The following is a 24802-nucleotide window of genomic DNA, read 5'->3' on the forward strand; positions in this document are numbered from 1 at the left end:
TACTTTTAGCGCAGATGTATTTTATTGCTATATTTACACTTGTAAAAAATAACTTTAATAAAACGTGAAATTTGCTAAATTTTTACTTTTAACACTCATTTTAGGGGCTTTTGGATATTCAGCTGATGCGCAGTTCAGAAGGAGTAGTGCCAATAAAACAGTTACTTATGAAGAACTGTACAATGATCCCTATGATATTAACAAATTATTCATTGGTATTACCCCATTGTATGGGGATGTACATGTGACTAATATTACCACAGGTTTTGGAGTAGATGCTACTTATTACCTGAATGATTTTATGCATTTTAAAGCCAATGCCCGTACACCTTATTACTCTGGGAGTGATTTTGCACGAAATGCGGCTAATAAAAGTGACGGATTTGATGGAAGGGCCAGGAACTATTTTCATGCAGAAGTCAGTGGAGCGTACCATATTTGGGATAAAGAACAGGAATCAAAAAGTATGATTTCCTTATATTCCAAAAATTATAAAGGTGCTCAATGGGCGGCCAAAGTTCCTCAACGAGCTGAAATCCCTAATAAAAGAAGAGAGATTTTGTTTGCAAGGCTAGGAGGTGTATACTATGAAACTACTTCAGAGCTAAGCAGAGCCATTGCAGCCCAGGGAATTGAGGTAGTAGGCACCGCAACAGTTGAGGGAGAGGAATTTACTCATACACTTTCCGGAGAATCAGATAACGCTGTTTATGGCAATGTAATAGGTTACGGAGTAAGTGTTGGGGGAGGCTTTACCTGGATGAAGAATTTTGCTGCAAAACCTGATAAAACTTACGAGGAGCTGGTAGATGATCATGTGTTATCTACATTTCTCGATTTGTTCATCTTCCCGGTAGTTAAGGTGGAAGATTTCTTCCATAATCCTGATCCTGTAAATTCCAATATGTTTTTTCAATATAATGGTGAAGATGTGAATACTTTTATGTTCGGTGGTAGATTGGGCATTGAAGGACACTTTAACCGAACATTGGGTTGGGGTTATGGTGCTGAGCTGGGTGTTAGGCCAGGCTTGGAAAAAAGAGGTTTTTATGGCCTCATAAAAATTACATTCCCGCTATACGGAACCAAGCTTGATTATAAAGTGGAGGCTTTTGGCAGATAGAGATATTAAGAACATTTATGATTAAACGAAAAGGTCTGATTGTAACACAATCAGACCTTTTTTATTGGCAGATGAAGCTGGTAAAAGCAGTTTTTGTACACTTTTCAACCACTGAACCTACTTCTTTCTCATCTTTTTATATTCATTAATCAGTCCATTGGTTGAACCATCATGACCAATGACAGGGTTGTTATGTCTCAATTCCGGCAAAATATTTCCTGCCAATTGCTTTCCTAACTCTACTCCCCATTGGTCAAAACTGAATATGTTCCAAATAATGCCCTGAACAAAAATCTTATGCTCATACATTGCAATTAAATTACCCAAACTTCCGGGCGTAACTTTATGAAGCAATATGGAATTGGTAGGTTTATCGCCCTGAAAAATTTTAAAAGGTAATATTTTACTGATTTCTTCTTCCGGTATATTTTTTTCTTCCAATTCTTTTCTGGCTTCTGCCTCACTTTTTCCATTCATCAGTGCCTGTGTCTGGGCGAAAAAATTGGCTAGCAGCTTTTCATGATGATCTCCAACAGGGTTGTGTGAGTTGGCCGGGGCAATGAAATCACAAGGAATCATCTTTGTTCCCTGATGGATTAATTGATAAAAAGCATGTTGTCCATTAGTGCCGGGTTCTCCCCAAACAATAGGACCCGTTTGATAATTTACCTCATTGCCATTTCTATCAACTGATTTTCCATTACTTTCCATATTGCCTTGTTGAAAATAAGCAGCAAATCTATGCATGTACTGATCGTAAGGCAAAATGGCTTCTGTCTCGGCTTCAAAGAAATTATTGTACCAAATACCTATAAGTGCCAGAATAACAGGAGCGTTTTTCTTTAAGGGTTGCTTTCTGAAATGCAAATCCATTTCATGCGCTCCTCTTAGTAGTTCCTCGAAATTTTCGTAACCTATAGTTAGTGCTATTGAAAGACCTATAGCAGACCATAAGGAGTATCTTCCTCCTACCCAATCCCAAAACACAAACATGTTATCAGGGTCGATACCAAAAGATACTACAGCTTCTTTATTTGTGCTCAATGCTACAAAATGCTTGGCAATATCCTTTTCTGATCCTCCATTATCCAAAAACCACTTTCTTGCAGTATGTGCATTGGTCATTGTTTCCTGAGTGGTAAAAGTCTTGGAAGCAATTAGGATAAGAGAAGTCTCAGGATCGATTTTCTTCAGGACTTCAGCTATATGTGAAGCATCCACATTAGATACAAAGTGTGTCTTTATACCTTCTTTTTGATAAGGTTTAAGTGCTTCTGTTACCATCACAGGTCCCAAATCTGAACCCCCGATACCAATATTTACTACATCTTTTATTTTCTTACCTGAATATCCTTTCCATTCCCCGGAGTGTACCTTATCGCAGAAAGTTTTCATTTGCTTTAACACCTTTTGTATTTCAGGCATAACATCTTTATCTGATTCTAAAACAGCTTCCCCGGAAAAATTTCTTAAAGCAGTATGTAATACAGCCCGTCCTTCTGTTTTATTTATTTTGTCACCTTTAAACATGCTTTCAATCTGCTCAGAAAGCTTGAATTCTTCGGCCAATCCTACCAGAAGCCCTACTGTTTCATTGGTGATTTTATTTTTGGAATAGTCAATAAAAATATCATTTACCGATAAGCTGAATTGGTCAAATCGATTCACATCATTTTTAAAATGATCTTTTATGGATACAGCTTTTATATCCTGAAAATGCTCCTGAAGTGCTTTCCAGGCTGATGTAGTAGTAGGGTTTATATTTTTCATTTTATTCAATTCTTGGATTTCATTTTAAAATACAAAGTTAAACTGTCTTATCTTAAATGATAAGCTGAAATAGGATTTTGCAACATGCAATGAATCAAATCCTAATACTTCAAACTCAAATCTGTGAGAATATTCATGCTACTGATAAATTGATTGTAGCCATTATCTTTGCTAAACTGATTGATACTCATCAAGTGCTCAGGCTGGCATAAAAGCATCAGTGTTTTTAAGTCTTTAGGGTCTTTTAGCAATCCTTTCGTTTTAAATAGTTCGGAAATCTGGTGCAATAATGCTTTTTGCAACGGATTATTGGTGTAATCGGGGATTTTATGTTCCCATGAAGGAGAGGTGAGAGGCATGCTCACTGCGTATACCGGCTTTTTCTTTTTCCGGGAAATAGAAAATAGCTTAGTAATATCAACATTGTTGACTACTTTTTCATCTATGTGATTAGTAGTGTAGGCACTTCCGTAACCATTGATCAGGCTTATGTGGAAATTGTCAGGGTCATCTCCGTTGGATAGAAGGATATCGAAATCTCCTGTAATATTTGCCCGATAGAGTTGTCCTGAGTGCTTTCCTGCCAAATGCCACGGATTGGCTGTGGCAATAATTGACTTATAGCCCATACTTTGAACAATATTAGCTATGTCATCATCGTAAAGACAAGCAGTGTTAATAAATATTTCCGGTGTGGGCTGGAAAAACCTTTTTAAAAGATTTTTATGCAATAATGCCTCCTGGTGAAACAGTTCATGGGAGCAAAGGTAACTGAATGAATGATAGGCACAGGAGCCAATTAAGAGCAATTTTTCTTTGTTCACATACTCCTGGATTTCCAAAAGGAAATCAGGATCTATATTTTCCAACTGCTCAAGAAATGAAATGCTAAAATACACAATGGTATTTCCTGGCTTTTCAGCCATAGAAAGCACTGTCCGTAAACGTGGCTTGATATAGTTTTTATACTGATCTATAAATAATTGTTCAGTAGCTTCTTTGTCAATAGCGTTTTTCCCTTTTCCTATTTCAAGAAAGGAAAGTGGTTTCAGTTTCTGAGGATGATGAAAATGTATGATTTGGTAATTATCCATCTTTAGATACTATTTTCAAATATTTTAATAATTTTATCGACCGAATTACTCCAATTCTTATCTTTCAGAGCTTCGTGATTACCTTTTATACTATTCCTGGTTTCTTCCGGGTTTTGAAGCAATTTGATGATCCTTTGTGCGTACACTTTAGGATCTGATTTGGAAACCACTTCTGCATTGGGTAAAAGTTCTTTTACACCACATTTATCCGATAGCACAACCGGAAGCCCCATGTTGGCAGCTTCCAATGCGCTCAAACCAAAGGGATCTGATGCTGATGGCATAACAAAAACAGAAGCACCCGACATTAAACTAAATAATTCCGGTTGCTTGAGGTGCCCCGTGAAATGGAATTTATCCATCATTCCTTCTTCCATGCATTTATTGATTAATGCAGGAAACAATTCGCCTTCTCCAGCCATCACAAATCTGACATCCTCATTTTTGTTATGCAGGATTTTAGCTGTTTCAATAAATTCCATAGCTCCTTTTTGGGAACATAGCCTCCCTGCAAATAAAATGATGGGTTCTTTTAGAGGGGAAACAAATTTCTCTATCTCCTTTTTATTCACCCCATGATGTACCACATGGATTTTATTTTTATCTATTCCGTAATTTTTAATAATGATATCAGCATGGTAATGGCTCACTGATATGATAGCATTGGCTGCGTTTAAACCTTCTTTCTCCAGTTTGTATAGCCATGAATTACTTTTTTTGCCTGTTCTGTCATAATCCAAGGCATGGATATGCAATACAAGAGGCTTATTAAATCTTTTCTTTAATTGAATAGCAGCCGGAATCGACATCCAATCATGGGCGTAAATTAAGTCAAAATCTACTTTTTCTCCTTGTATGGTTAAAGCTTTTGTATACTCATCCAATGCTTGCTGTATATGATTATCCTGTTCCTGCGTGATTTCCTGCTCGGTATTGGAAAGGTAAAAATAGGGGGTAAGTGCGGATTTAATCTGCACATGAACAATGTCGGCATTTAATTCCCTGTGATCGCCCAATTTATCCCCCAGGTGGATTTTATAAGTATTCTTGTTTTCGCTGGAATGTTGTGCATTTTCTTCCAGTGTTTCAGGGGAAAATAATCTCAAATGGATTTTGTTCGACAACTCATGGGCAATATGATCACACGCAACTCCCAGTCCGCTATTTCTTCGGCTTGGTTCACCGGGGCCAATCATCAGAATTTTCATAATCAATAGTTATAGGTTGATGAATTAATTTTTATATTGGTTTTACTACTTTCTTGTCATTGACTTACGTTAACTTTTTGTTAGTATCCAAATGAGTAACATCATCAGGTATACTTAATAGCTGTACGGGATTTTATCAAATATGATTAAGTTATGGTAATTTCAAGTACATCAAAATTCTTTGCAACAGTGAATTTAGTAATATTACTTTCGGAATTCCATTCAACTTTTTTATCATCCACCACAATGTTTTGAATTGATTCTCCAAAACCATGGAGTACTATTTCATACCCTTTGTTTCCTGCCTCATATAATCCATCCTTTATTTGTTTTAATTGAAAGCGGTTACCAGTTGGCTCTTGAATAAAAGTTCTTAGAATGTTAATACCCTTTTCAAAATCCTTGGTAGCACCATCGTCTTCATATAAAAAAGACTCAGTTCGTTTGCTGGCTTTATAAACATAAAGTGTGAGATATTCAGGCACAAATTCGTCCATGTATTGCATAGTGGGTTGAAAAGGGATTACAGCGCCTGCTTTTATAAATAAAGGAATTTGCTCTAATGGTGTTTCTACAGATATTTCCTGTTGACCGCTTAATAATTCATTGGTCCAGAAATTATACCATTCACCTTCAGGTAAATACAATAATCGGGAAGACATACCCGGTTTGGAAACCGGACAGATCAACATTAGGTTGCCCAATAAAAATTCTTCTTCCCTGTTGAGGGTTTCCTTGTCATGCTGGTAAGCTAAACTTAAAGATTTGAGCATTGGAATACCAGACTCGGCATATTGCCAGAAAGTAGTATACAAATAAGGCATCAACTCATATCGGAATTCAATATATCTTCTGACAATATTCAAATAATTATCTTCAAATTTCCATGGCTCTTTATCCCCATGGTCTCCTGATGAGTGTGTTCTAAAAAATGGATGGAAAGTTGCCAGTTGAATCCATCGGGTATATAGTTCCCCGTCAGGAGAACCTATAAATCCACCCACATCTGAGCCCGCAAAGGAAATCCCTGAACTACTTAATCTTTGGCATTGTACATTGGCCAGGTGCAGATGTTCCCAGGAGGCCATATTATCCCCTGTCCAAACTGAACTAAATCTTTGAATTCCTGAATAGGCAGAGCGCGTAATAGTGAAGCTTCTTTTGTTTCCGGCAAATTGTTCCAAACCATTGTAGGTGGAGCGGGCCATTTGCATTCCGTATACATTATGCCCTTTTCTATGGCTGCACGGATGTCCATCATAATCATGGCGCACATCTCGTGGGAATGTGCCACCCTCAAATACGGCCGGCTCATTCATATCATTCCATACGCCAGCCACACCATCCTGTGCAAGTCCGGCAAACAAACCTGACCACCATTTCCTGGCTTCCGGGTTGGTAAAATCAGGGAAATGACATGGCCCCGGCCATACACTGCCCTTAAAACGGGCACCATCCATTCTTGTACAAAAATAATTATGGTACACGCCCTGTTGGTAGAGAGAATAAAGCGGGTCTATTTTTATTCCCGGATCTATAATAACAATAGTTTTAAAGCCATCTTTTTTCAGATCAGCTATCATCTTATGAGGCTCAGGAAATCTCTCACTGTCCCATGTAAAACACCTATAACCATCCATATAGTCAATGTCCAAATGGATAACATCACAAGGAATTTTCTTTTCCCTGAAAGTTTTGGCCAACTCCCTTACTGTACTTTCAGGATAATAACTCCACTTGCTTTGATGGTAGCCCAAGGCCCATTTTGGGGGCATAGGGGATTTTCCTGTTAATTCAGTATATTGTATGGTGACATCCTCTAATTGTGGGCCATAAATAAAATAGTAGCGCATTTCGCCTCCCTGAGCCCAAAAACTGAGTGCTTCTTCTCTTTCATTTCCAAAATCAAAGTAGGAGCGGAATGAATTATCCATAAATATCCCATAGCCTTCGCCTTCATTTAACCCGAGGAAAAAAGGAATATTTTTATAGACAGGATCTGTTTCATTTCCATAACCATAGCAATCAGTACCCCAAAGTTCTCTTCGGGTGCCATTCAAATTCAGAGCACCGGTTTTATCTCCTAAACCATAGTAACTGCTTGTTTTACTGGACTTGATGGTGGAAATCACAACATGCCCTCCAAACCGTCTTTCTTCTTTCCAATGATATCCTTTCTCATCTTCCATCAGTACTTTGCCTGACAAATCACAAATTTTGATTTTGCTGTCTTTTTTATTAACAAAGCACAATAATTTAGAAGTGCTGATCAGTAGGTTTTTATCGCCACTCTTAAAAGTAAAAGGCGTTTCAGGGGCTTCAAATTCCGGATCAATGGCATACGAAAAATCGTCCTCAAAATACCCGTCATTTGCATACCTGAATTTCAGGATACTATCGCTAATTATATTTATTTCCAAAGTAGAGAACTCTGAATAAACCTTTACTTTATGTTTTTTCTGTTTCCAGCTAATAATTCCACCCGGATAAAACTCCTCCTCCTTACCTTCTTTAAATTTCTCAATATAATTGCCCTCGAAATTGACATCTTTTTCTTGTGCTATATTTTTTTCTTCTTCCATCCTAAACAATGATTTATGCAATCAAATATTTCTTTTTATGTCAAATATTGTACAAATTAACTACTTATTGTATTTTATACACTAAGTTATCTGTGAAATATTTTTGATCTGTGACATCCTTTTATTCAAAGTTTGGCCATTCTTATCAAAATCATTTTATAAATTAAAAAACTAATTAATGATTTAACCTTTTAATACGTATTATAAAAGATATGTTAGCCATTTTAATAGAAAGAGTTAATTAACCCGCACGAAAATATGAGTAATACAGAACCACTGGACACACAAAATCATATTCTGACGGAAATCGCCTGGGAAGTATGCAACCAGGTAGGAGGGATTTATACCGTTATACGTTCCAAGGCACCTGTTATGGTGAAGAAATGGGATGAAAATTATTTTTTAATGGGGCCATATGTTCAAAAAGAAGCTTCGACTGACTTTGAGGAATCTGATTTAGACCATCCGGTAATGAATGAAGCCTTAGCAATATGCAGGGACAAAGGACTGGATATTAAATCAGGTCATTGGCTGGTTTCAGGCAGGCCTCAAACATTGCTCTTCAATCATAAAGCAGTGATGCATGAACTGGGGAATGTTAAATATTATTACTGGCAGAATCATTCCATAGACTTTAAAAACCATGATCCTTTAATGGATGAGGTACTGGCTTTCGGTTATATGGTTCACATATTCTTATCCGAACTCACCAGAGTTGCCTTGAATCATAAAGTAAAGCCTTTGGCCCACTTTCATGAGTGGATGGCAGGAAGTGCCATTCCAAATTTACGCAGGGACCAAGTGCCCTTACAAACTGTTTTCACTACCCATGCTACTTTATTGGGCAGGTATCTGGCCATGAATGATCCTCAGTTTTACGATCATCTCCCTTTTTTGGATTGGCATAAAGAAGCTGTGCATTTTAATATTGAAGCCAATGTAAAGTTGGAAAGAGCTTGCGTGCACGGGGCTCATGTGTTTACTACTGTGAGTGAAGTAACAGGAAAAGAGTGTTTTCACTTATTGGGTAGAAATCCGGATTTGATATTGCCCAATGGCCTAAATATTGAACGTTTTTCTGTTTTGCATGAAGTACAGAACCTTCATCATGATTTTAAGCAGTTGCTGGAACAGTTTGTGATGGGCCATTTCTTCCAAAGCTATTCTTTCGATCTCAATAAAACCATGTATTTCTTCACTTCAGGAAGATTTGAATTTTCCAATAAGGGGTACGATCTCACTCTTGAAGCCCTTGCAAGGTTAAACCATCGTTTAAAGGAAGCTAACTCGTCTTTAACGGTGGTGATGTTTTTTATCACAAAGCAACCTGTGCATTCTATTAATCCTGATGTGCTTAATGCACGAGCCATGCTGGATAAAATTAACCATAACTGCAATGCTATCGTTGATCAAATTAAAACCAGGCTTTACAGGCAAGCAGCTGCAAGTAAAGGAGATCATAAATTACCCAATTTGAATGAAATGGTGGATGATTACTGGAGATTAAGACATAGACGTACCATTCAATCCTGGAAATCAGGAGTGTTGCCTGCTGTTGTTACACACAACTTGGTGAATGACGAAAGCGATCCTGTTTTAAATTTCCTGAGGTCTTCTGACCTGATCAATAAAAAAGAGGATAATGTAAAAATTGTTTATCATCCGGACTTTATTTCTTCAACCAACCCTTTGTTTGGGATGGAATATGATGATTTTGTAAGGGCTTGTCATTTGGGGATTTTTCCTAGCTATTATGAGCCCTGGGGATATACGCCTATAGAATGCCTGGCAAGGGGAGTGGCGGCAGTTACTTCCGATTTATCAGGTTTTGGGGATTATCTCAAAAATGTTCCAATAGCAGATGAAGCACATGGCTTGTTTTTGGTAAAGAGAGCCGATAAAAGTTTTGATGAGGCCGCAGAAGATCTTACAGACATCATGTGGCGTTTTATTCAGATAAGTAGTAGAGAGCGAATTGACATGCGGAATAAATCAGAGGATTTGTCTGAGGCGTTTGATTGGAAAAATCTCTATTCAGCATATGAAAAGAGTTATAAAATGGCTTTAAAGACACTTTTTTAAACTATAAACGATTAATTTATGAACCAGGAATTAAGAGAAAAGATCAAACATTTAGGTAAAGACTTTGAAACTATCGAAGAACAATTGGAGCGCTTTAGAACGGGATTCCCTTATTTGCCTATCGAAAAACCAGCTACTGTTGGAGATGGTTTAATTCGTTTAAGTGAGGAAAGTTTGGAGCAATTTGTCTCCTTTTATGAGGAACAATCCAAAGATTATAAAATTTTCAAATTTGTACCTGCAAGTGGGGCTGCAAGCCGGATGTTCAAAAACTTATTTGTCTTTTTGGAAGAGGATGAATTGAAAGCCGAAACTGATGAATTTCTTATTAAATTCTTTTCTGGTATCGATCGTTTTGCTTTTGCGCCAGCATTGGATAAAGTCTTGTCCTCGAAAGGAGCGGGACTTAAGGAAACTTTAAAGAACAAGGAGTATCATCGGATAATAAGATTTTTGCTGACTGAAGAGGGACTTAACTATGGTAATTTGCCCAAAGGATTAATCTATTTTCATCAATATGGAAATGTGGCGAAAACCCCTGTTGCAGAGCATTTTACGGAAGGCGAGAATTATGCCAATGGTAAAGGAGGTAAAGTGAATTTGCATTTTACAGTATCCCCGGAGCATCAACAGGCTTTTGAGGAACATGTGGAACATTTGAACAAAGGTTTTTCCCAGTATGAAGTGTCCTTTTCGCAGCAGAAGCCAGCAACAGATACCATTGCCGTGACTCCTGACAATCAACCATTTTATAATAGTGATGGTAGTATTTTATTCCGGCCTGCGGGACATGGGGCACTATTGGAAAATCTAAATGATTTAGATGCCAACATTGTTTTTATCAAGAATATTGATAATGTAGTGCCGGATCATCTGAAGCAGGAAACCATTCACTACAAAAAAGCTTTGGGTGGGTTGTTGATGAGTATTCAGCTAAAAGTGTTTTCTTATCAGAATCAGTTGGAGCGGAATATCAGTGAATTGGAATTGATTGAAGTAGAGAATTTCGCAAAGAATGAATTGTCATTGATCTTTAAATCAGATTATGATGAATTGCCGTTTGCAGAAAAAGTTGGCTATCTGGAATCGCTACTACACAGGCCTATTAGGGTGTGTGGCATGGTGCCCAATACCGGGGAGCCGGGTGGTGGCCCGTTTTGGGTAAGAGAAGAAGATGGTTCTTTAACTCTGCAGATTGCGGAAACCTCCCAAATAGACCCTACTGATACAAAGGCGATGGATGCATTGCAATCAGCCACACACTTTAATCCTGTTGATTTGGTCTGTGGTTTGAAAGATCTTCATGGACGAAAATTTGACCTATTGAGATACCGGGATCCTGAAACAGGTTTTATTACAGAAAAATCGAAGGATGGGAAAACATTAAAAGCCCTGGAACTCCCCGGTTTATGGAATGGCTCTATGTCCAACTGGATTACACTTTTTGTGGAGGTACCGTTAGTTACTTTTAATCCTGTCAAAACTGTGAATGATTTGTTAAGGAAAGAGCATCAAGGTGTTTAATATTTAATTTTCATACTATAAATTTTATAGAAGAAGGAGCACATAACAGCTCCTTTTTTTAATCAATTAAATTGCTCCCTTTCTTCAGGAGTTAGGTTGAGTTTGTCTTCCAGCTTTACAATAGAAGGTGTTTTACTGAGGAAAATCAGAAATATGAGTGCTACCAAGCCAATATTGTAAATAGAGCCGGTAATAAAACTTACCACTACAGCAAATAAACCTACACCTTCATACAGGGCCATTTGCACTATATGGGCGGATGAAAACGCACTCATCTTCTTTTGTAAAGAGGGATTTGGGCCAATTGAATTTTTATAGGTGGTATTAAATAGCTTTCCTGAAATAAAGAAAACCAACAAAAGAAAGATAGTGGGTATGAATTGTAATACTTCCAATTCATTTTCCACCTTTTCTGAGGAGGACTCATTGTTGAACAAGAAGAATATTGTTGCAAATACCGGGAAGGCAAGCAAACCAAAATGAATTATTTTAAGGGTGGATAGTTGCTGTCTGGGAGAATAGTTGGTCATGTTTTTTTTTTATTAAATATAAATAAAAAGTTGTTTTTGGCAAGATTAGAACTCAGGAAAACTGTCCACTCTCATCAGGGAAGTGTTTTATTTGTATTTTTTATCCATAAAAATTTTTATTACTCAATAATATTTAGATATTTGTCTAAATAACTAAATATAATGAATCATATTTTCAAGGCATTAAATGATGAGACAAGGAGGAAGATTATTGAAATGTTAAAAGCAGGGCCTATGAACGCAGGTGAAATAGCAGAAGTATTTGATATTTCAAAACCTAGTATCTCACATCACCTGGATATATTAAAAAGAGCGGATTTGATTACAAGCGAAAAGAAAGGACAATTTATTGAATACTCATTGAACACGAGCATTATAGAAGATTTGCTAAGCTGGATATTAACTTTAAAGAAAGAAAAATGAAACTTACACTTAAAAGGGAACTGCCTTTGATTTTAGTAGTGCTGCTCCCATTTGCTTATTTAGCGTTTGTTTGGAATGATCTTCCTCAAGCTGTTCCATTGCATTGGAACCTGGAAGGGGAAATTGACAGGTATGGCAATAAGTTGGAATTATTACTTATTCCAATTCTTTTGCCATTGCTTTTTTATCTCATATTTTTAGTTGTTCCTAAAATTGATCCCAAAAAAAAGATACGGAAAATGGGGAACAAATATCATCAGATAAAATTCATCCTAACTGGATTTATGTCGATGCTTGCCTTGTATATCCTTTATGTCTCGAAAGAGCAATCCCTTTCAAGTCCGAATATCATCCTATTGATTATTGGGATTCTCTATGTCATTTTAGGTAATTATTTTAAAACCATAAAGGCTAATTATTTCATTGGTATTAGAACTCCATGGACACTGGAAAGTGAGCCCGTTTGGAATGCAACCCATAATTTGGGAGGGAAAATGTGGTTTATAGGCGGCTTACTAGTGGTTATAGCAAGCATGGTACTAAAAGAGAAAGTGAATATCATCGTGTTTATTGCGATTACAGCCATTATCACTATTATTCCTGTTTTATATTCTTATTTTAAATTCAAAGAACTGTCAAAGTGAGAGGGGCCATCATCTTTCCTTTTATGTTTTTTAGTAATCAACAGCCTTTCAGCTCAATGAGCTAGATTTTTTATTGAAACAAAATTAACCCGCAGACAGGTCCCGGGAAATCCACGGGACTTTGACTACTTCTGAAGATTATGATGAAGGTACTTTAGTTTTGGTTTGTTCGGGTTCGTACAAGACCAACCGTTCCCTATTCGCATATAGTTTTCAATTATAATTAATAAAAATTATAACAAAATTTTAATTAATAGAAAAAAACTATTATTTTAATCATGAATTTATAGAAATAATAAATACTTAATTTAGTTGCGTCACACAATTTATACAAATAACAATAACTATGAAAGAGAATCAAATCGATTTTGCCCACTTATTTGATTCATTACCAGGCTTATACCTTATCCTTTCAAAAGACCTCACCATCATTACTGCAAACAAAGCCTATACAAGAGCTACCATGACCAACAAGGAAGATATTGTCGGGCGGGGAATGTTTGACGTTTTCCCTGACAACCCCGAAGATGAAAGTGCAGATGGTGTTTCTAATCTATCCAAATCATTACAATCAGTGATAAAAAACAAGATGCCCCATACAATGGCCGTTCAAAAATATGATGTAAAACGTCCTGACGGCACCTTCGAGCCACGCTATTGGAGCCCAATAAACATACCTGTATTGGATTCTGAAAATGAAATAGCCTATATAATCCATCGCGTAGAAGACGTGACGGAATTTGTGGAATTAAAAAAAGAAAAGGCGAGAAACAAAGAGAAAACCATTGGCCTGGAGAAAAAAGTAAACGAAATGGAGGTGGAGATCATCAAGCGTTCAGGAGAAATTCAGCGAATAAATAATGAATTAGAAGACCGGGTAAAAGAAAGAACCTCAGAATTGCGTGAAAAGGAACTACTGCTTGAAAACCAAAATAAGAGGTTGAAAAGTCAAAACAAAGAACTGGAACAATTTACCTATATCACTTCGCACGACCTGCAGGAACCACTCCGGACCTTGATCAGTTTTTCCCAACGACTTGAAAAAGAGTACAAAAGTGAGCTAAAGGGCCGGGCCATTCAATACGTAGATTTTATCTCAAAAGCATCCATGCGAATGAAAGAGTTGGTGAAGGTACTAATGGACTATTCCAGAATAGGAAAGGAGAAAGAAATCACTTTTGTGGATTCCGGACAAATCCTGGAAGAAATCCTTTCTGACATGTCACTGTTGATAAACGAAAATAGTGCTGAAATAAACATAGCCGAGATGCCCAAACTAAATGCCTATTCTGTAGAATTAAGGCAACTATTTCAAAATTTGATTGGCAATTCCATAAAGTTCAGAAAAAAGGATATTCCGCCACGCATCAAGATAAAAGCCTCTGAAGATGAGGATCAGTGGCTCTTTTCTGTAGAAGATAACGGTATCGGCATTGAAGAAGAAAACATACATAGACTTTTCATTATTTTCAAACGACTGCACAATCGTCACGAATATGAAGGTACTGGTATAGGGTTGGCGCACAGTAAGAAAATAGTAGAAATGCACGAAGGTAATATATGGGTAGAGTCAAAGTTTGGAGTTGGTAGTATTTTTAATTTCACCATTACAAAAAATCTTAAACAAGCATGAAGAAAAAATTGAATTGTGTATTATTGGTAGATGATGATGAAGCTACCAACTTCCTTAATTCCATATTTATAGAAGAGTCGGAGATTGCAGAACGTACCGAATCGGTATTGAATGGAAGGGAGGCTCTTGATTACCTCACTTGCGAAGGGGAATATAAAAATAGAGGCAACAATCATCCTAAGCCCGACTTGATTTTACTGGACATCAATATGCCCGTAATGGACGGATGGGACTTCATACAAGCTTACAAGAATCTTGATGATGATATGAAAGGAAATATCATTATAGCCATGCTCACTACCTCTCTCAATCCTGATGATAAACTTAAAGCGGAAAAAATAAGAGAAATATCTGCCTTTGAACATAAGCCTTTGAGCGTGGAAATGCTGTATGAACTGATGGAGAAGTATTTCTCGCATCATTTTTAACTCTATTCGTATCGTGGCAATAGACATTTGAGTCAAGAATAGCCTGGACGGGTTTAAATCCCTATGAATATTAAGTAATGTAGATCAGTTGATTTCAGCTAAGTAATAAAAAAGCCCTTAAGAACGAATTCCTAAGGGCTTTTCAATATATATTTCAGATTAATTAATTATCTGCTGCTTTTTTAGTGGTTGTTTTACGAACCGTACGTTTCTTTTTAGGCTTTTCTTCTATTACCTCTTCTTCCACGTTGGTCAATAACCTGCCACAATGTTCGCAAACGATTATCTTTTTTCTATCACGAATGTCAGCTTGTTTCTGAGGAGGAACAGTGTTGAAACAACCACCACAAGCACCTCTTTTTACAGGTACTACAGCTAATCCGTTTCTTACATTGTTTCTTAATTTCTCATAAGAAACAGCCAGTCTTTCTTCCAGATTTTTAAGCGCTTTTTCGCGGTCTTTTTCTAGTTTTTTAACGTCTTCTTCGCTTTCTGAATTGATGTTTTCCAACTCGGCTCTTTTATTTTCCAAGTCTTTCTGACGATCCTCATGCAGTCTTTTAGTTTCCTCAATACCGGAAATTTTCTCTTCAATTTTAGCTTCGGCTTCCTTGATTCTTTTTTGGTGAATCTGGATGTCCAATTGCTGAAGTTCAATTTCTTTGGTAATCGCATCATACTCCCGGTTATTTCTAACCGTCATTTGTTGCTCACTGTATTTAGCGGTCATTTTTTCGGCTTCCTTGATGCCCTTTTTGCTGGCTTCAATTGTGTCGTTAATTTCCTTTACAGTGTCATCAAATTTTTCGATGCGTGTTTCGTATCCTACGATTTCATCTTCTAAGTCGCGTACTTCATCAGGAAGTGCACCTCTTACTTTCTTAATTTCGTCTAATTTTGAATCTATGCCTTGTAACTTTGTTAAGGCGTCAAGCTTTTGTGCTACAGTACTTTCCATGCAATTAATAATATTTTATCGGATTCGTAACAGTCTCTCCTAAATGGAGTGCAATATTAGCAAAATTTTCTCGCAATATCTCATAAAATAATTCATTTGTGAATATCTCACTCTCATAATGTCCAATATCGGCAATTAATACCTTACTATCGGCATCAAAATACTCATGATATTTGATGTCTGCCGAGATATAAACATCTGCCTTTTTGGCTATTGCCTCTTTTATCAAAAATGAACCGGAACCACCACAGACTGCTACTGTTTTTATTTTTTTATTTAATAAGGGTGTATGTTTAATTATTTTAAGGTTCATTTTTCCCTTTAAATGATCCAGAAATTCAATTTCAGACATAGGTGATGCCAATTCTGCTATCATTCCTGAGCCAACCTCTGCATATTCATTCTCCAATTGATGCAAATAATAAGCGACTTCCTCGTGGGGATGTGCTTCATTCATAGCATGAAGTACTTTGTTTTTGAGATACATTGGAAAAATTACTTCTATCTTATTCTCATTAACCTTTTCCAGCTCTCCTTTAGTTCCGATATTCGGATTTGCTTTTTCAGAGGGAAGGAAACTTCCGGTGCCGGAGCTTTCAAAAGCGCAATCTTTATATTCTCCAATTTGTCCGGCACCGGCCTCATGCAAAGCCTTTTTTACTGATTCTGAATTTTCAATAGGAACAAATACACTTAATTTGGCCAGTTGTCCACTTTTGGGACGTAAGATTTGAGGGCTATTCAATCCTAATTTTTCACATATTTTAGCATTTACACCATGCTTTACATTATCGAGATTGGTATGGGATGCGTAAATGGCAATATCATTTTTGATGGCTTTAATGACTGTTCTTTCCACATAATTACTGCCGGTCAATTTCTTTAGTCCTTTGAAAATTATAGGATGATGGGCAACAATTAATTCACAGCCTTTATTAATGGCTTCCTGTACCACTGCTTCAGTTACATCCAATGTGATAAGAATGTTACTAACTGTAGCTTCAGAATCACCTATTATGAGACCTGCGTTGTCATAACTTTCCTGGTAGGCTCCGGGAGCAATAGCATTCAGATGCTGTATAATAACCTTTATTTGAATCATTGTAATTAAAAGAAGTCTTTTTCAAAGTTATGAACTTTTAATGGTAAGCCAATTTTGCAATATAAGAATCTCATTTTTTACCTTTCTTACTTTAATTCACTGAATTTTCCCGCATCTATTGTGTATCAATCTTGTAATCTGGTTTTTTGGCGCCCCTTCCTTAGAATGAAAGAGGACTATAAATCCATTTTCAATGATTCTAGATCCGGTACATCTATATCGTAGGCTCTTCGGGTAATTATTATTTTCCCGTCTTCTGAGCGTTTTCTTCTAAAACCGAGCATGTGCAATCTATCTCTGATATCATCATAGAGTTTTTGTTCAATGATAAGCGTATGTTTGTCTTCAGGATGTACTTTTGCTCCCGGTAATTCTTTTAAATATTTATCATCCCGCTTTGACCTCATTTTCTCCGTAAGCTCCAGCCATTCTTTACTTTTTTCCTGCACTATAAAGTAGCCATCATCACCTTGAGCCTGGTATAAAGGCATAAAAATGTGTCCCGATTCCTGTGCGTAAACTGGCCCATGAATATCATCAGCCAAATGTTCGCCTTTTTCAATTTTATCGAAAGTAGTATAGCCTGATTTCATCTGGAATTTATCTTCCGGACTTATTTCGTGATGATACACCAGGTCAAATATTTTATGCTCACCAAAATTGGCTTTCCCTAAAAATTGAAAATGTCTGTCGTATTGAGGTATATTCTCAGGCTTCATGCAGCCCACTACAGTTAAAGCACACCAAATAAAAGCTATGTTATTTTCTATGGAATCCAGTGCATAGTGTTCGCCTGCTTCAAATGCAACCCCAGGCAATCCCATTTCGCTGATGTAATTCATGAAAGTCCCCCTTGTCTGTTCATCAAATCCTACTACACAAGGAACAGGAAACTGAAGTGCCACTTTCCTGTTGCGAATAGTATCGCTAATGGCACAAAATGGGGGACTTACGGAAGAGGTAGTGTGGAGGTCAAAAATGAAAATCTCACCTTTTGCTCTACCAATGACCTCCTTAAGCAGCTTGATAATTTCCTGCTGTTCCTTTCTTTCATGACCTTGCATTTCATCTTTTTCATCAAGAAAACCCAGTTTTCTTAATCTGGCGGTTACCCACCCGCGGTTCATGTCATTGTCAATAAACCTTACACCTCTTGACAGGGCTTCCAGGTTTCCTGCAAATGCAGCTACCATTTCCCCATCTACATCCAAATCAAACCTCTCCATTGTTTCAAAAACTTTTTTGATTCCGAAAACACTTGAGGTTTCATTGCCATGTGTACCGCAAAGAAAGATGAGGGTAGGCCCTGGTTTATTTTTGCTATAACTTCCTATTACGCGTTCTACATCTGTTGTTTCTTTTAATCTTTTGTGGGTTATTTTTACCATAGCTTAATCAGTTACTTCATGTTTTAATAAATGCTCTGCTATATGCATCATATCAAACTCTGTGATTATGCCAGCCAGCTTGGTTTTATATTTTACAGGCAGACATTTGATTTTGTTTTCCTGCATAAGTTTAATAGCCTCAATTACAGAAGTGTTTGGCTCAATGGTGAGTGGATTATTGTCCATTACATCCTTTACTTTTTTAGCACTTTTCTCCACATTAGAAGTGTCAAATATTTCTTGTTCCAGCATTTGGGTTTTAGTGAGCAAACCTTTCAAATTACCTTCTTTATCAGCTACGGGTAAGTAATTAAGGTTTTTTTTGATCATGCTAAATACAGTCTGATCCAGTAAGTCATCTTCTTTTACGGTAAAAAGTGAAGTGCTCATAAACTGACCTACATTAGCATATTGATGATATTTGAATTCATCTTCATCGGGTATTTCCCACTCGTGTACAGGGCTTCCTTCTTCTTGTCTTTTCAGCATGGCTGCTGTTACTGAAGTTGTTCGACAATTATCACCACTTAAACCATTTAGCTTTGACCATGTATCAAATACCCACTGAGAACCTGTTTTTCCACTTTTTACCCTGTTCTCAATAATCCCCAGATATTCATCAATATTTCTTTTATGTACTTTGGCATCTTCCAGCCCTTTTGCTGCTATAGGCAGCAGTTCTTTCAGGATAAGATCTTCAGATTTGATTCTTTTTCCTTTAAGCCATCTGAATTGAGTATCGAGGCCATATCGGGCAGCTTTTAAAAGATTGACTTTTGCATATTCGAAATCCATTTTCGAGGAAATGTTTTCATACTTTTTGGGCATTCCATTCATTAGTCCCAGCCAGAATGCTGAATTGGCTATTTCATCTTTAATTGTGGGGCCGGAAGGCAATAAACGATTTTCAATTCTTAGGTGGGGCTTTCCGTCCAGTACACCATAACAGGCTCTGGTCCAACGAAAAATTGAACTGTTGAATACATCCAGGTTTACAAGTTTAGGGATTTCACCTTTTTTCCATTGTTTTTTGGAATCATCGGCTTTAGTATGTCTTAAGAAGATTTTGAATTTGGCAAGGTCATCTTCAAACATATCAACTACTGAGTTTTTAGCCCACTTGCTTCCAAAAGGAACACGTAAGTTGTCTTCGCTCAAATGGGCTGTGCTTTCCCTGGTGTCTACTGCTTGCTCGAACAATGCAATCCTGGTTTCATGCCATAACCTTTTACCAAAAAGAGTAGCTGAATTAGTGCATGCAGCCAGTACAGGGGCGGCAATGGCCTGGGAAAAATTGTATTTGGCAATAAAATCATCAGGGTTTACCTGGTAGTGTATTTGGAAGCTGGTGTTGCAGCTTTGGAACATATTGGAAAAATCGGTAGTGTATAAGTCATCTACTCCATTAATTCTTATAGGTGAATTTTTCTGTCTTAGCCAATTCATGGCTTCAATCATGGCTTTTGATCTATTGGTAGGAGTGAGGTTGTTAAGTTCCAGGTCCATCTTACGGATTGAGGGGGTAATACCTGTCATAATCAAACTGATGTCTCCAATTTCCCTCGTTAAAAGATTGCCTTTCTTGAGATGTCCTCTAAGGTTGTTTTCCATTTTGGAAAAACAGTCACCGGTAAACTCCAGTGGTTCTAGGTTTATTTCCAAATTAAATTGAGCTAGTTCTGTGGTAAAGTGAGGATCATCTATTCGCTTAAGAAATTCAGTAATTATAGGAGCCGGTCTATAGGCACTATCAATAAAACAGACCTCCTGTTCTGCTCCTATTCTTTGGGTTTTTCGATCAAGCTTTCCTGCTCCTATCATCTCTTTAAGATATTTCAGGTCCAGCAGTATGTGGTAGAAAGCTTCTTTCTGTTTATCTGCTTCGTTTATAAATTCTACAGCTTTTGTTCCCATTAGTTTAAAAAATTAGCAGCCAGGTCGGAAAAAAAATAATTCGACCAGCACCATCATTTTATAATATTGAAATCCGTTTAAGTACTGCTTCTGAAAATAAAAAAGTAAAGAAATAGCTTATCAGGATAAATACTTGTGATGGAAAATTTAGTGCTTGTTTAATGTTGAAAATACTTGAAACACGCTATTAAAATAATACGCTGAGTTCCGGAAATTTGTTACTTTAGTAGATGATATTGTGATTTAGATTTACTCCCTCACCACCAATGTCGTTAAGTTAAGCTTTAAACTAAAACCTCAACCTTTTATCCTTCTCTCCCGATTGGTCGGGACAAGCTAAAGGGAGAAGGAGGTTTGTCTTAACTTAACGACATTACCCTCACCACTGTATTTATTTTAAAATACATGATAGCGTATAAAATTATGGAGGGTTTCTTTTTTTTTGTCCATATTTGGGATAGTGATTAAGTTTTCAATGTCTGCATGGCGGTTTTACTCTTTTCCTTAATAGTTACAGTGAGAGGAAATGATGATTTTAAACCGAAAATCATTGTCTTAATTTTTTAATACATAAACATAAGCTGAGTGTTCGACAATAAGTATTGGCAGTTGATAATGTCCCCTTTTAGTTTGTTGTACAAGTGGGTGATGCAATTTCGAAACCATTTGTACAATATAGAATATAAAGCCATTTTTCAGTTTGAAACAACCGTGATCTCCGTTGGAAACCTTTCGGTTGGAGGAACGGGCAAAACTCCGATGGTAGAATACATCATACGCTTTCTACTAAAAAACAAGTTGGAAAACAAAATAACTACCTTGTCCAGGGGTTATGGAAGGAATACGAAAGGTTTTCGAATGGCTAATGAACAGGATGATGCTAATACTTTAGGGGATGAACCTTTTCAGATTTACAGGAAATTTAGACCCGCAATTAATGTGGCAGTGGGAGAGGATAGGGTTTTGGCTATCCCTAGTATATTGTATGAGCAACCGGAAAATGAAGTAATTATTTTGGATGATGCTTTTCAGCACCGCAGTGTAAAGCCGAACTTATCAATTGTATTGTCTGATTACCAGCATCTTTTTTATAAAGATTATGTTTTGCCATCTGGGAGGTTGAGGGAAAGCAGAAGTGGGGTCTCTCGTGCCGATGCATTGGTTATAACAAAATGTCCGGATAATTTATCGGCTGAGGAAATGGGAAATATCCGTGAGTCTGCATCAATATACATGAGGGACAAGCCTATTTACTTTAGTGGGATTTCCTATGGAAATTGTTATTCACCCTATATGGAAAGGCCTGTAAAGGAGAAAATTGCTGTGGTTACCGGTATTGCACACCCTGAGCCTCTGCTTGAATTTCTGAAATCAAAGTATAAGATTTGTAAACATTTTAGGTTTCAGGATCATCACTACCTATCATCCAATGAAATACAAGAAATTGCGTTATTTGCTCAGGAAAATCAAGTTGATGTTTTAACAACGGAAAAAGATTGGGTGAAATTAATCAATCATTCCAACTTTGAAGCTTCTTTGAAGAACCATCTCTTTTATGTTCCAATGATGGTACAGTTTTTGGATGAAGAGAAATCTTTTCAACAATTGATTGAAGAAACCTTAAAAGAGCATTAGAAAATCCACTATTATATTTAATTTCGCGACTGCTTTGACAAAAAGACTGCTATTCATATCGATACTCATTTTAGGAAGTGCTGCTGCCCGGGCACAGGTTATCGATGATTCTACCAAACAAGTTTATGGCTTTGAAACTACACTTTTCACAACAGAGGAGTCCATAAAGAACAATAGAATCAGATACCAAGTGATTGATACTTCTTTAAAGGACATGCATCTTTGGGAACCGGTAGAAAGAGAAGATTATTATTATCAGGATTTGGGCACTGTAGGTACCGCTATGCAACCTATTTATTACCAGACTCCTGATGTTATTGGTAAGCGGAGTGGGTTTAGCGTATTTGATTATTATGTTAAAGAGCCGGAGGATTTCAGATATTTTGACACTAAATCACCGTATACCAAGCTAAGGTCAGTGATTGGCGGCAATTATAGAGCCTACATTGGTATTGACTTTTCCCGCAATGTAACGGAGAACTGGAATACAGGCTTTAGTTTTAGAAGATGGACTATAGATAAACAAATTGGGCCCTCTCAAAGTAGAGGTGATTTGAATGTGCTTACGCATTCTTATGATATTTATTCTGACTATCAAACGCCTAATAAAAAATACAGAGTATTATTTAATTTTGCCCGTACTTTTCATAAGGTGAACGAGACAGGAGGAATTGTTCCTCTTGATTCGGTATTGATATATGAAAATTTATTTCAGTACAGAGATGCAAATATTAATATGCGCAATTCTCAGGCAGGGGAGTTAAGGCAACAGTACCATGTTTACCAACACTATAAAATCAATGACCTGGTACAGGCATACCATACTTTTGACAGGTCAAGGAGAATGAATGCTTTTGACAATCCATCCGCTAGCATTGGCCCCGATTCCGCCTTTTTTGATCAATACCTGATCAGGACGGACTCTACCAAGGATTTAAGCCAATATTATTATGTTCAAAATGAAATAGGATTGAAAGGAGAGTTGTCCAAACTTTTTTACCGCTTTTATTTTAAACGAAAGGATATCAGGTATACCGTTAAATACCTGGATGTAGTGAATCCTCTGGTAGAAAACTATGGTGGAGGCTATGTAAGGTTGGCTCCCAAAGAAGATTGGCGATTGGAGGCATCTGCCGAATATGAATTAAATGGTAATTATAAATTACAGAGTACATTGAACATTCCTTTTCTGGAAGTAAGTGCCTTGTCAATGCAATTTGCCTCACCTTTCTTTTATGAACAATATTTAGGCAATCATGACTTTTGGAGAAATGATTTTGGAAGTGAACAAGTGCAACAGTTATCCGGAAAATTCACTTTTGGATGGAAAGATTATATTCAACTACAGCCCAAAGCAGCTATTAAAGTAGTAAGTAATCATATGTATTTTGATACTTTGGCTATGCCTCGGCAAGGAAATGGTACGGCAACCATGCTTCATCCCGGACTGGAATTTAAAAGTAAATTTTCCTATTTCCATTTGAATGGGGACTATGTTTATACTACGATTGAGGGAGGGGATGCCAATTTGTTTAGAATACCTGAACATTTTCTCACACTTAATTTATATTATGAGCGTAATCTGATCAAGAATTTAATAGCACGATTTGGAATTGACGCCCATTACAAAACTTCCTATTTTGCAGATGACTATGATCCTGTGATCCAGCAGTTCCACCTTCAGAACCATTTTGAAATCCCTTCCTATTTCTTTGCTGATGTTTACGCCAGTTTTAAAATTAACACCGCTAGTTTTTTTCTGAAAATGCGACATGTTAATATGGGATTAAATGCAGGAGGGTATTTTACTACTCCTTACTATACGGGCCAGGAAAGAGTATTTGATTTAGGTGTAAGTTGGTCATTTTTTGATTAATAGATGATGGAAAAATTTACTTTAGGATTGACATTGCCTACAGACCCAAGGTGGGCAAATATAGCTGAAAAAAATCTGGAAGATATTTTATCGGATCATGCCTATTGTGAACAGAAAGCAGCCAGTTCCTGCATTAGCATGATTACTTTGTTTCCTGATATGGAAGAAATGGTTGAAGTGCTTACCCCTGTGGTAGCTGAAGAATGGTCACATTTTGAAAGGGTACTGGAGCAGTTAAATAAGCGCGGTTATAAGCTGGGGTTTCCTCGTAAAGATGAATATGTGGCGCAATTACTTAAGCTTGAGGTAAAAGGCGGAAACAGAAAACATCAGGTAATGGAGAAGCTTTTGATCAATGCTTTAATTGAAGCCAGAAGTTGTGAGCGTTTCAGACAATTGAATTTACATTTGAAAGATGCTGAACTGAAAAATTTCTATTATGAATTAATGGTTTCTGAGGCTGGTCATTATAGGAATTTCATCCAACTGGCAGAAGTGTATATGGCCAAAGAAGTGGTGAGGAAAAGATGGGAAGAACTGCTTGCTGCTGAGGGAGAAATTATGAAAAATTTAGTACCAAGGGCAGATAGGATTCATTAAATGTGAAAGAATTTGGAACGTGTCTGTTATTAGTTTGCGTGAGAGTAACCGAAAAACAATTATATCCTGAGATGCTTGCAATTCATCAATGAGTTGAGCAATTTCGTATGGTTCCCATGCTTCTAATTCATGGCGCATTTTCATCAGATCTTGTTAGTCAATCAGGTCTTGGATGGTGGACTTTTTCTGTAGCTTTTGCATCTTTTACCAGCTTTAAAAAAGCAAAGAATTTTTTATCCCCCTGGAAATTTAGTGTTAATTGGGCATACTTATAGCGCAACTATTGGT

Annotated in this window: 19 protein-coding genes; 10 read left to right on the top strand and 9 right to left on the bottom strand. The window is 37.0% G+C overall.

Annotation, left to right across the window (positions count from 1 at the left end):
* Window positions 1-64: 64 nt before the first annotated feature.
* Window positions 65-1123, top strand: a complete 1059-nt coding sequence (locus JKA74_RS02030; protein WP_201429487.1) for a hypothetical protein — start codon at window positions 65-67, stop codon at window positions 1121-1123.
* A 117-nt stretch (window positions 1124-1240) separates the two neighbouring features.
* Here the strand turns inward: JKA74_RS02030 and pgi are convergent, their stop codons facing one another.
* The 4 genes from pgi to JKA74_RS02050 all read right to left on the bottom strand — a co-directional run bounded on the left by pgi (window position 1241) and on the right by JKA74_RS02050 (window position 7777).
* Window positions 1241-2893, bottom strand: a complete 1653-nt coding sequence (pgi, locus tag JKA74_RS02035; protein WP_201429488.1) for a glucose-6-phosphate isomerase — start codon at window positions 2891-2893, stop codon at window positions 1241-1243.
* Window positions 2894-2994: 101 nt separating this feature from the next.
* Window positions 2995-3987, bottom strand: a complete 993-nt coding sequence (locus JKA74_RS02040; RefSeq protein WP_201429489.1) for a polysaccharide deacetylase family protein — start codon at window positions 3985-3987, stop codon at window positions 2995-2997.
* 2 nt (window positions 3988-3989) lie between these two features.
* Entirely contained in the window at window positions 3990-5195 is a 1206-nt protein-coding gene (locus JKA74_RS02045) for a glycosyltransferase family 4 protein (RefSeq protein WP_201429490.1), read from the bottom strand.
* A 146-nt stretch (window positions 5196-5341) separates the two neighbouring features.
* Complete coding sequence (locus tag JKA74_RS02050) at window positions 5342-7777, bottom strand: glycoside hydrolase family 31 protein (protein ID WP_201429491.1); 2436 nt, start codon at window positions 7775-7777, stop codon at window positions 5342-5344.
* A gap of 258 nt (window positions 7778-8035) precedes the next feature.
* On the opposite strand from JKA74_RS02050, the gene JKA74_RS02055 reads away from it, so the two are divergent.
* Together JKA74_RS02055 and JKA74_RS02060 are read left to right on the top strand one after the other, a co-directional pair.
* Complete coding sequence (locus JKA74_RS02055) at window positions 8036-9859, top strand: glycosyltransferase (RefSeq protein ID WP_201429492.1); 1824 nt, start codon at window positions 8036-8038, stop codon at window positions 9857-9859.
* A gap of 18 nt (window positions 9860-9877) precedes the next feature.
* Window positions 9878-11383 carry a DUF4301 family protein gene (locus tag JKA74_RS02060; protein ID WP_201429493.1) on the top strand — a complete coding sequence of 502 codons (1506 nt, stop codon included), beginning with the start codon at window positions 9878-9880 and terminating at the stop codon, window positions 11381-11383.
* Between the two features lie 62 nt (window positions 11384-11445).
* Here JKA74_RS02060 and JKA74_RS02065 read toward each other — a convergent pair whose 3' ends face one another.
* Window positions 11446-11913: a hypothetical protein gene (locus JKA74_RS02065; protein WP_201429494.1), complete on the bottom strand. Its 468-nt coding sequence runs from the start codon at window positions 11911-11913 to the stop codon at window positions 11446-11448.
* A 162-nt stretch (window positions 11914-12075) separates the two neighbouring features.
* Between JKA74_RS02065 and JKA74_RS02070 the strand changes: the two genes are divergently transcribed.
* The 4 genes from JKA74_RS02070 to JKA74_RS02085 all read left to right on the top strand — a co-directional run bounded on the left by JKA74_RS02070 (window position 12076) and on the right by JKA74_RS02085 (window position 15041).
* A complete protein-coding gene (locus tag JKA74_RS02070; RefSeq protein WP_201429495.1) occupies window positions 12076-12336 on the top strand; it encodes an autorepressor SdpR family transcription factor in 261 nt (86 codons plus the stop codon).
* Window positions 12333-12980, top strand: a complete 648-nt coding sequence (locus tag JKA74_RS02075) for an SdpI family protein (RefSeq protein ID WP_201429496.1) — start codon at window positions 12333-12335, stop codon at window positions 12978-12980. The genes JKA74_RS02070 and JKA74_RS02075 overlap by 4 nt, the downstream gene beginning before the upstream one ends.
* Before the next feature lie 346 nt (window positions 12981-13326).
* A complete protein-coding gene (locus JKA74_RS02080; RefSeq protein ID WP_201429497.1) occupies window positions 13327-14613 on the top strand; it encodes an ATP-binding protein in 1287 nt (428 codons plus the stop codon).
* Window positions 14610-15041 carry a response regulator gene (locus JKA74_RS02085; protein ID WP_201429498.1) on the top strand — a complete coding sequence of 144 codons (432 nt, stop codon included), beginning with the start codon at window positions 14610-14612 and terminating at the stop codon, window positions 15039-15041. Before JKA74_RS02080 ends, JKA74_RS02085 begins: the two co-directional genes overlap by 4 nt.
* 163 nt (window positions 15042-15204) lie before the next feature.
* Here the strand turns inward: JKA74_RS02085 and JKA74_RS02090 are convergent, their stop codons facing one another.
* From JKA74_RS02090 to JKA74_RS02105, 4 genes are all read right to left on the bottom strand, one after another.
* Window positions 15205-15999 carry a zinc ribbon domain-containing protein gene (locus JKA74_RS02090; protein ID WP_201429499.1) on the bottom strand — a complete coding sequence of 265 codons (795 nt, stop codon included), beginning with the start codon at window positions 15997-15999 and terminating at the stop codon, window positions 15205-15207.
* A gap of 4 nt (window positions 16000-16003) precedes the next feature.
* Entirely contained in the window at window positions 16004-17101 is a 1098-nt protein-coding gene (locus JKA74_RS02095) for a Nif3-like dinuclear metal center hexameric protein (RefSeq protein WP_201429500.1), read from the bottom strand.
* A 176-nt stretch (window positions 17102-17277) separates the two neighbouring features.
* Window positions 17278-18489, bottom strand: coding sequence for a succinylglutamate desuccinylase/aspartoacylase family protein (locus JKA74_RS02100; RefSeq protein ID WP_201429501.1), 1212 nt, complete (start codon window positions 18487-18489; stop codon window positions 17278-17280).
* A 3-nt stretch (window positions 18490-18492) separates the two neighbouring features.
* The gene (locus JKA74_RS02105; protein ID WP_201429502.1) at window positions 18493-20403 is read right to left on the bottom strand and encodes a CBS domain-containing protein; all 1911 of its coding nucleotides are present in this window, start codon (window positions 20401-20403) and stop codon (window positions 18493-18495) included.
* Between the two features lie 615 nt (window positions 20404-21018).
* Between JKA74_RS02105 and lpxK the strand changes: the two genes are divergently transcribed.
* Genes lpxK through miaE form a run of 3 tightly spaced genes read left to right on the top strand, consistent with a single transcriptional unit; the run spans window position 21019 to window position 24514 of the window.
* On the top strand, window positions 21019-22038 hold the full coding sequence (gene lpxK, locus JKA74_RS02110) for a tetraacyldisaccharide 4'-kinase (protein ID WP_262895923.1): 1020 nt from the start codon (window positions 21019-21021) through the stop codon (window positions 22036-22038).
* Window positions 22039-22072: 34 nt separating this feature from the next.
* Window positions 22073-23914, top strand: a complete 1842-nt coding sequence (locus JKA74_RS02115; RefSeq protein ID WP_201429504.1) for a putative porin — start codon at window positions 22073-22075, stop codon at window positions 23912-23914.
* Window positions 23915-23920: 6 nt separating this feature from the next.
* Complete coding sequence (gene miaE / locus JKA74_RS02120; RefSeq protein ID WP_201430164.1) at window positions 23921-24514, top strand: tRNA-(ms[2]io[6]A)-hydroxylase; 594 nt, start codon at window positions 23921-23923, stop codon at window positions 24512-24514.
* The last annotated feature ends 288 nt before the right edge of the window (window positions 24515-24802 follow it).

Source organism: Marivirga aurantiaca (assembly GCF_016679925.1).
Taxonomy (GTDB): domain Bacteria; phylum Bacteroidota; class Bacteroidia; order Cytophagales; family Cyclobacteriaceae; genus Marivirga; species Marivirga aurantiaca.

Coding starts and splice junctions, on each gene's coding strand:
- pgi (WP_201429488.1), bottom strand. CDS start 2,893: ATGAAAAATATAAACCCTACTACTACATCAGCCTGGAAAGCACTTCAG.
- JKA74_RS02040 (WP_201429489.1), bottom strand. CDS start 3,987: ATGGATAATTACCAAATCATACATTTTCATCATCCTCAGAAACTGAAA.
- JKA74_RS02045 (WP_201429490.1), bottom strand. CDS start 5,195: ATGAAAATTCTGATGATTGGCCCCGGTGAACCAAGCCGAAGAAATAGC.
- JKA74_RS02050 (WP_201429491.1), bottom strand. CDS start 7,777: ATGGAAGAAGAAAAAAATATAGCACAAGAAAAAGATGTCAATTTCGAG.
- JKA74_RS02055 (WP_201429492.1), top strand. CDS start 8,036: ATGAGTAATACAGAACCACTGGACACACAAAATCATATTCTGACGGAA.
- JKA74_RS02060 (WP_201429493.1), top strand. CDS start 9,878: ATGAACCAGGAATTAAGAGAAAAGATCAAACATTTAGGTAAAGACTTT.
- JKA74_RS02065 (WP_201429494.1), bottom strand. CDS start 11,913: ATGACCAACTATTCTCCCAGACAGCAACTATCCACCCTTAAAATAATT.
- JKA74_RS02070 (WP_201429495.1), top strand. CDS start 12,076: ATGAATCATATTTTCAAGGCATTAAATGATGAGACAAGGAGGAAGATT.
- JKA74_RS02075 (WP_201429496.1), top strand. CDS start 12,333: ATGAAACTTACACTTAAAAGGGAACTGCCTTTGATTTTAGTAGTGCTG.
- JKA74_RS02080 (WP_201429497.1), top strand. CDS start 13,327: ATGAAAGAGAATCAAATCGATTTTGCCCACTTATTTGATTCATTACCA.
- JKA74_RS02085 (WP_201429498.1), top strand. CDS start 14,610: ATGAAGAAAAAATTGAATTGTGTATTATTGGTAGATGATGATGAAGCT.
- JKA74_RS02090 (WP_201429499.1), bottom strand. CDS start 15,999: ATGGAAAGTACTGTAGCACAAAAGCTTGACGCCTTAACAAAGTTACAA.
- JKA74_RS02095 (WP_201429500.1), bottom strand. CDS start 17,101: ATGATTCAAATAAAGGTTATTATACAGCATCTGAATGCTATTGCTCCC.
- JKA74_RS02100 (WP_201429501.1), bottom strand. CDS start 18,489: ATGGTAAAAATAACCCACAAAAGATTAAAAGAAACAACAGATGTAGAA.
- JKA74_RS02105 (WP_201429502.1), bottom strand. CDS start 20,403: ATGGGAACAAAAGCTGTAGAATTTATAAACGAAGCAGATAAACAGAAA.
- lpxK (WP_262895923.1), top strand. CDS start 21,019: ATGTCCCCTTTTAGTTTGTTGTACAAGTGGGTGATGCAATTTCGAAAC.
- miaE (WP_201430164.1), top strand. CDS start 23,921: ATGGAAAAATTTACTTTAGGATTGACATTGCCTACAGACCCAAGGTGG.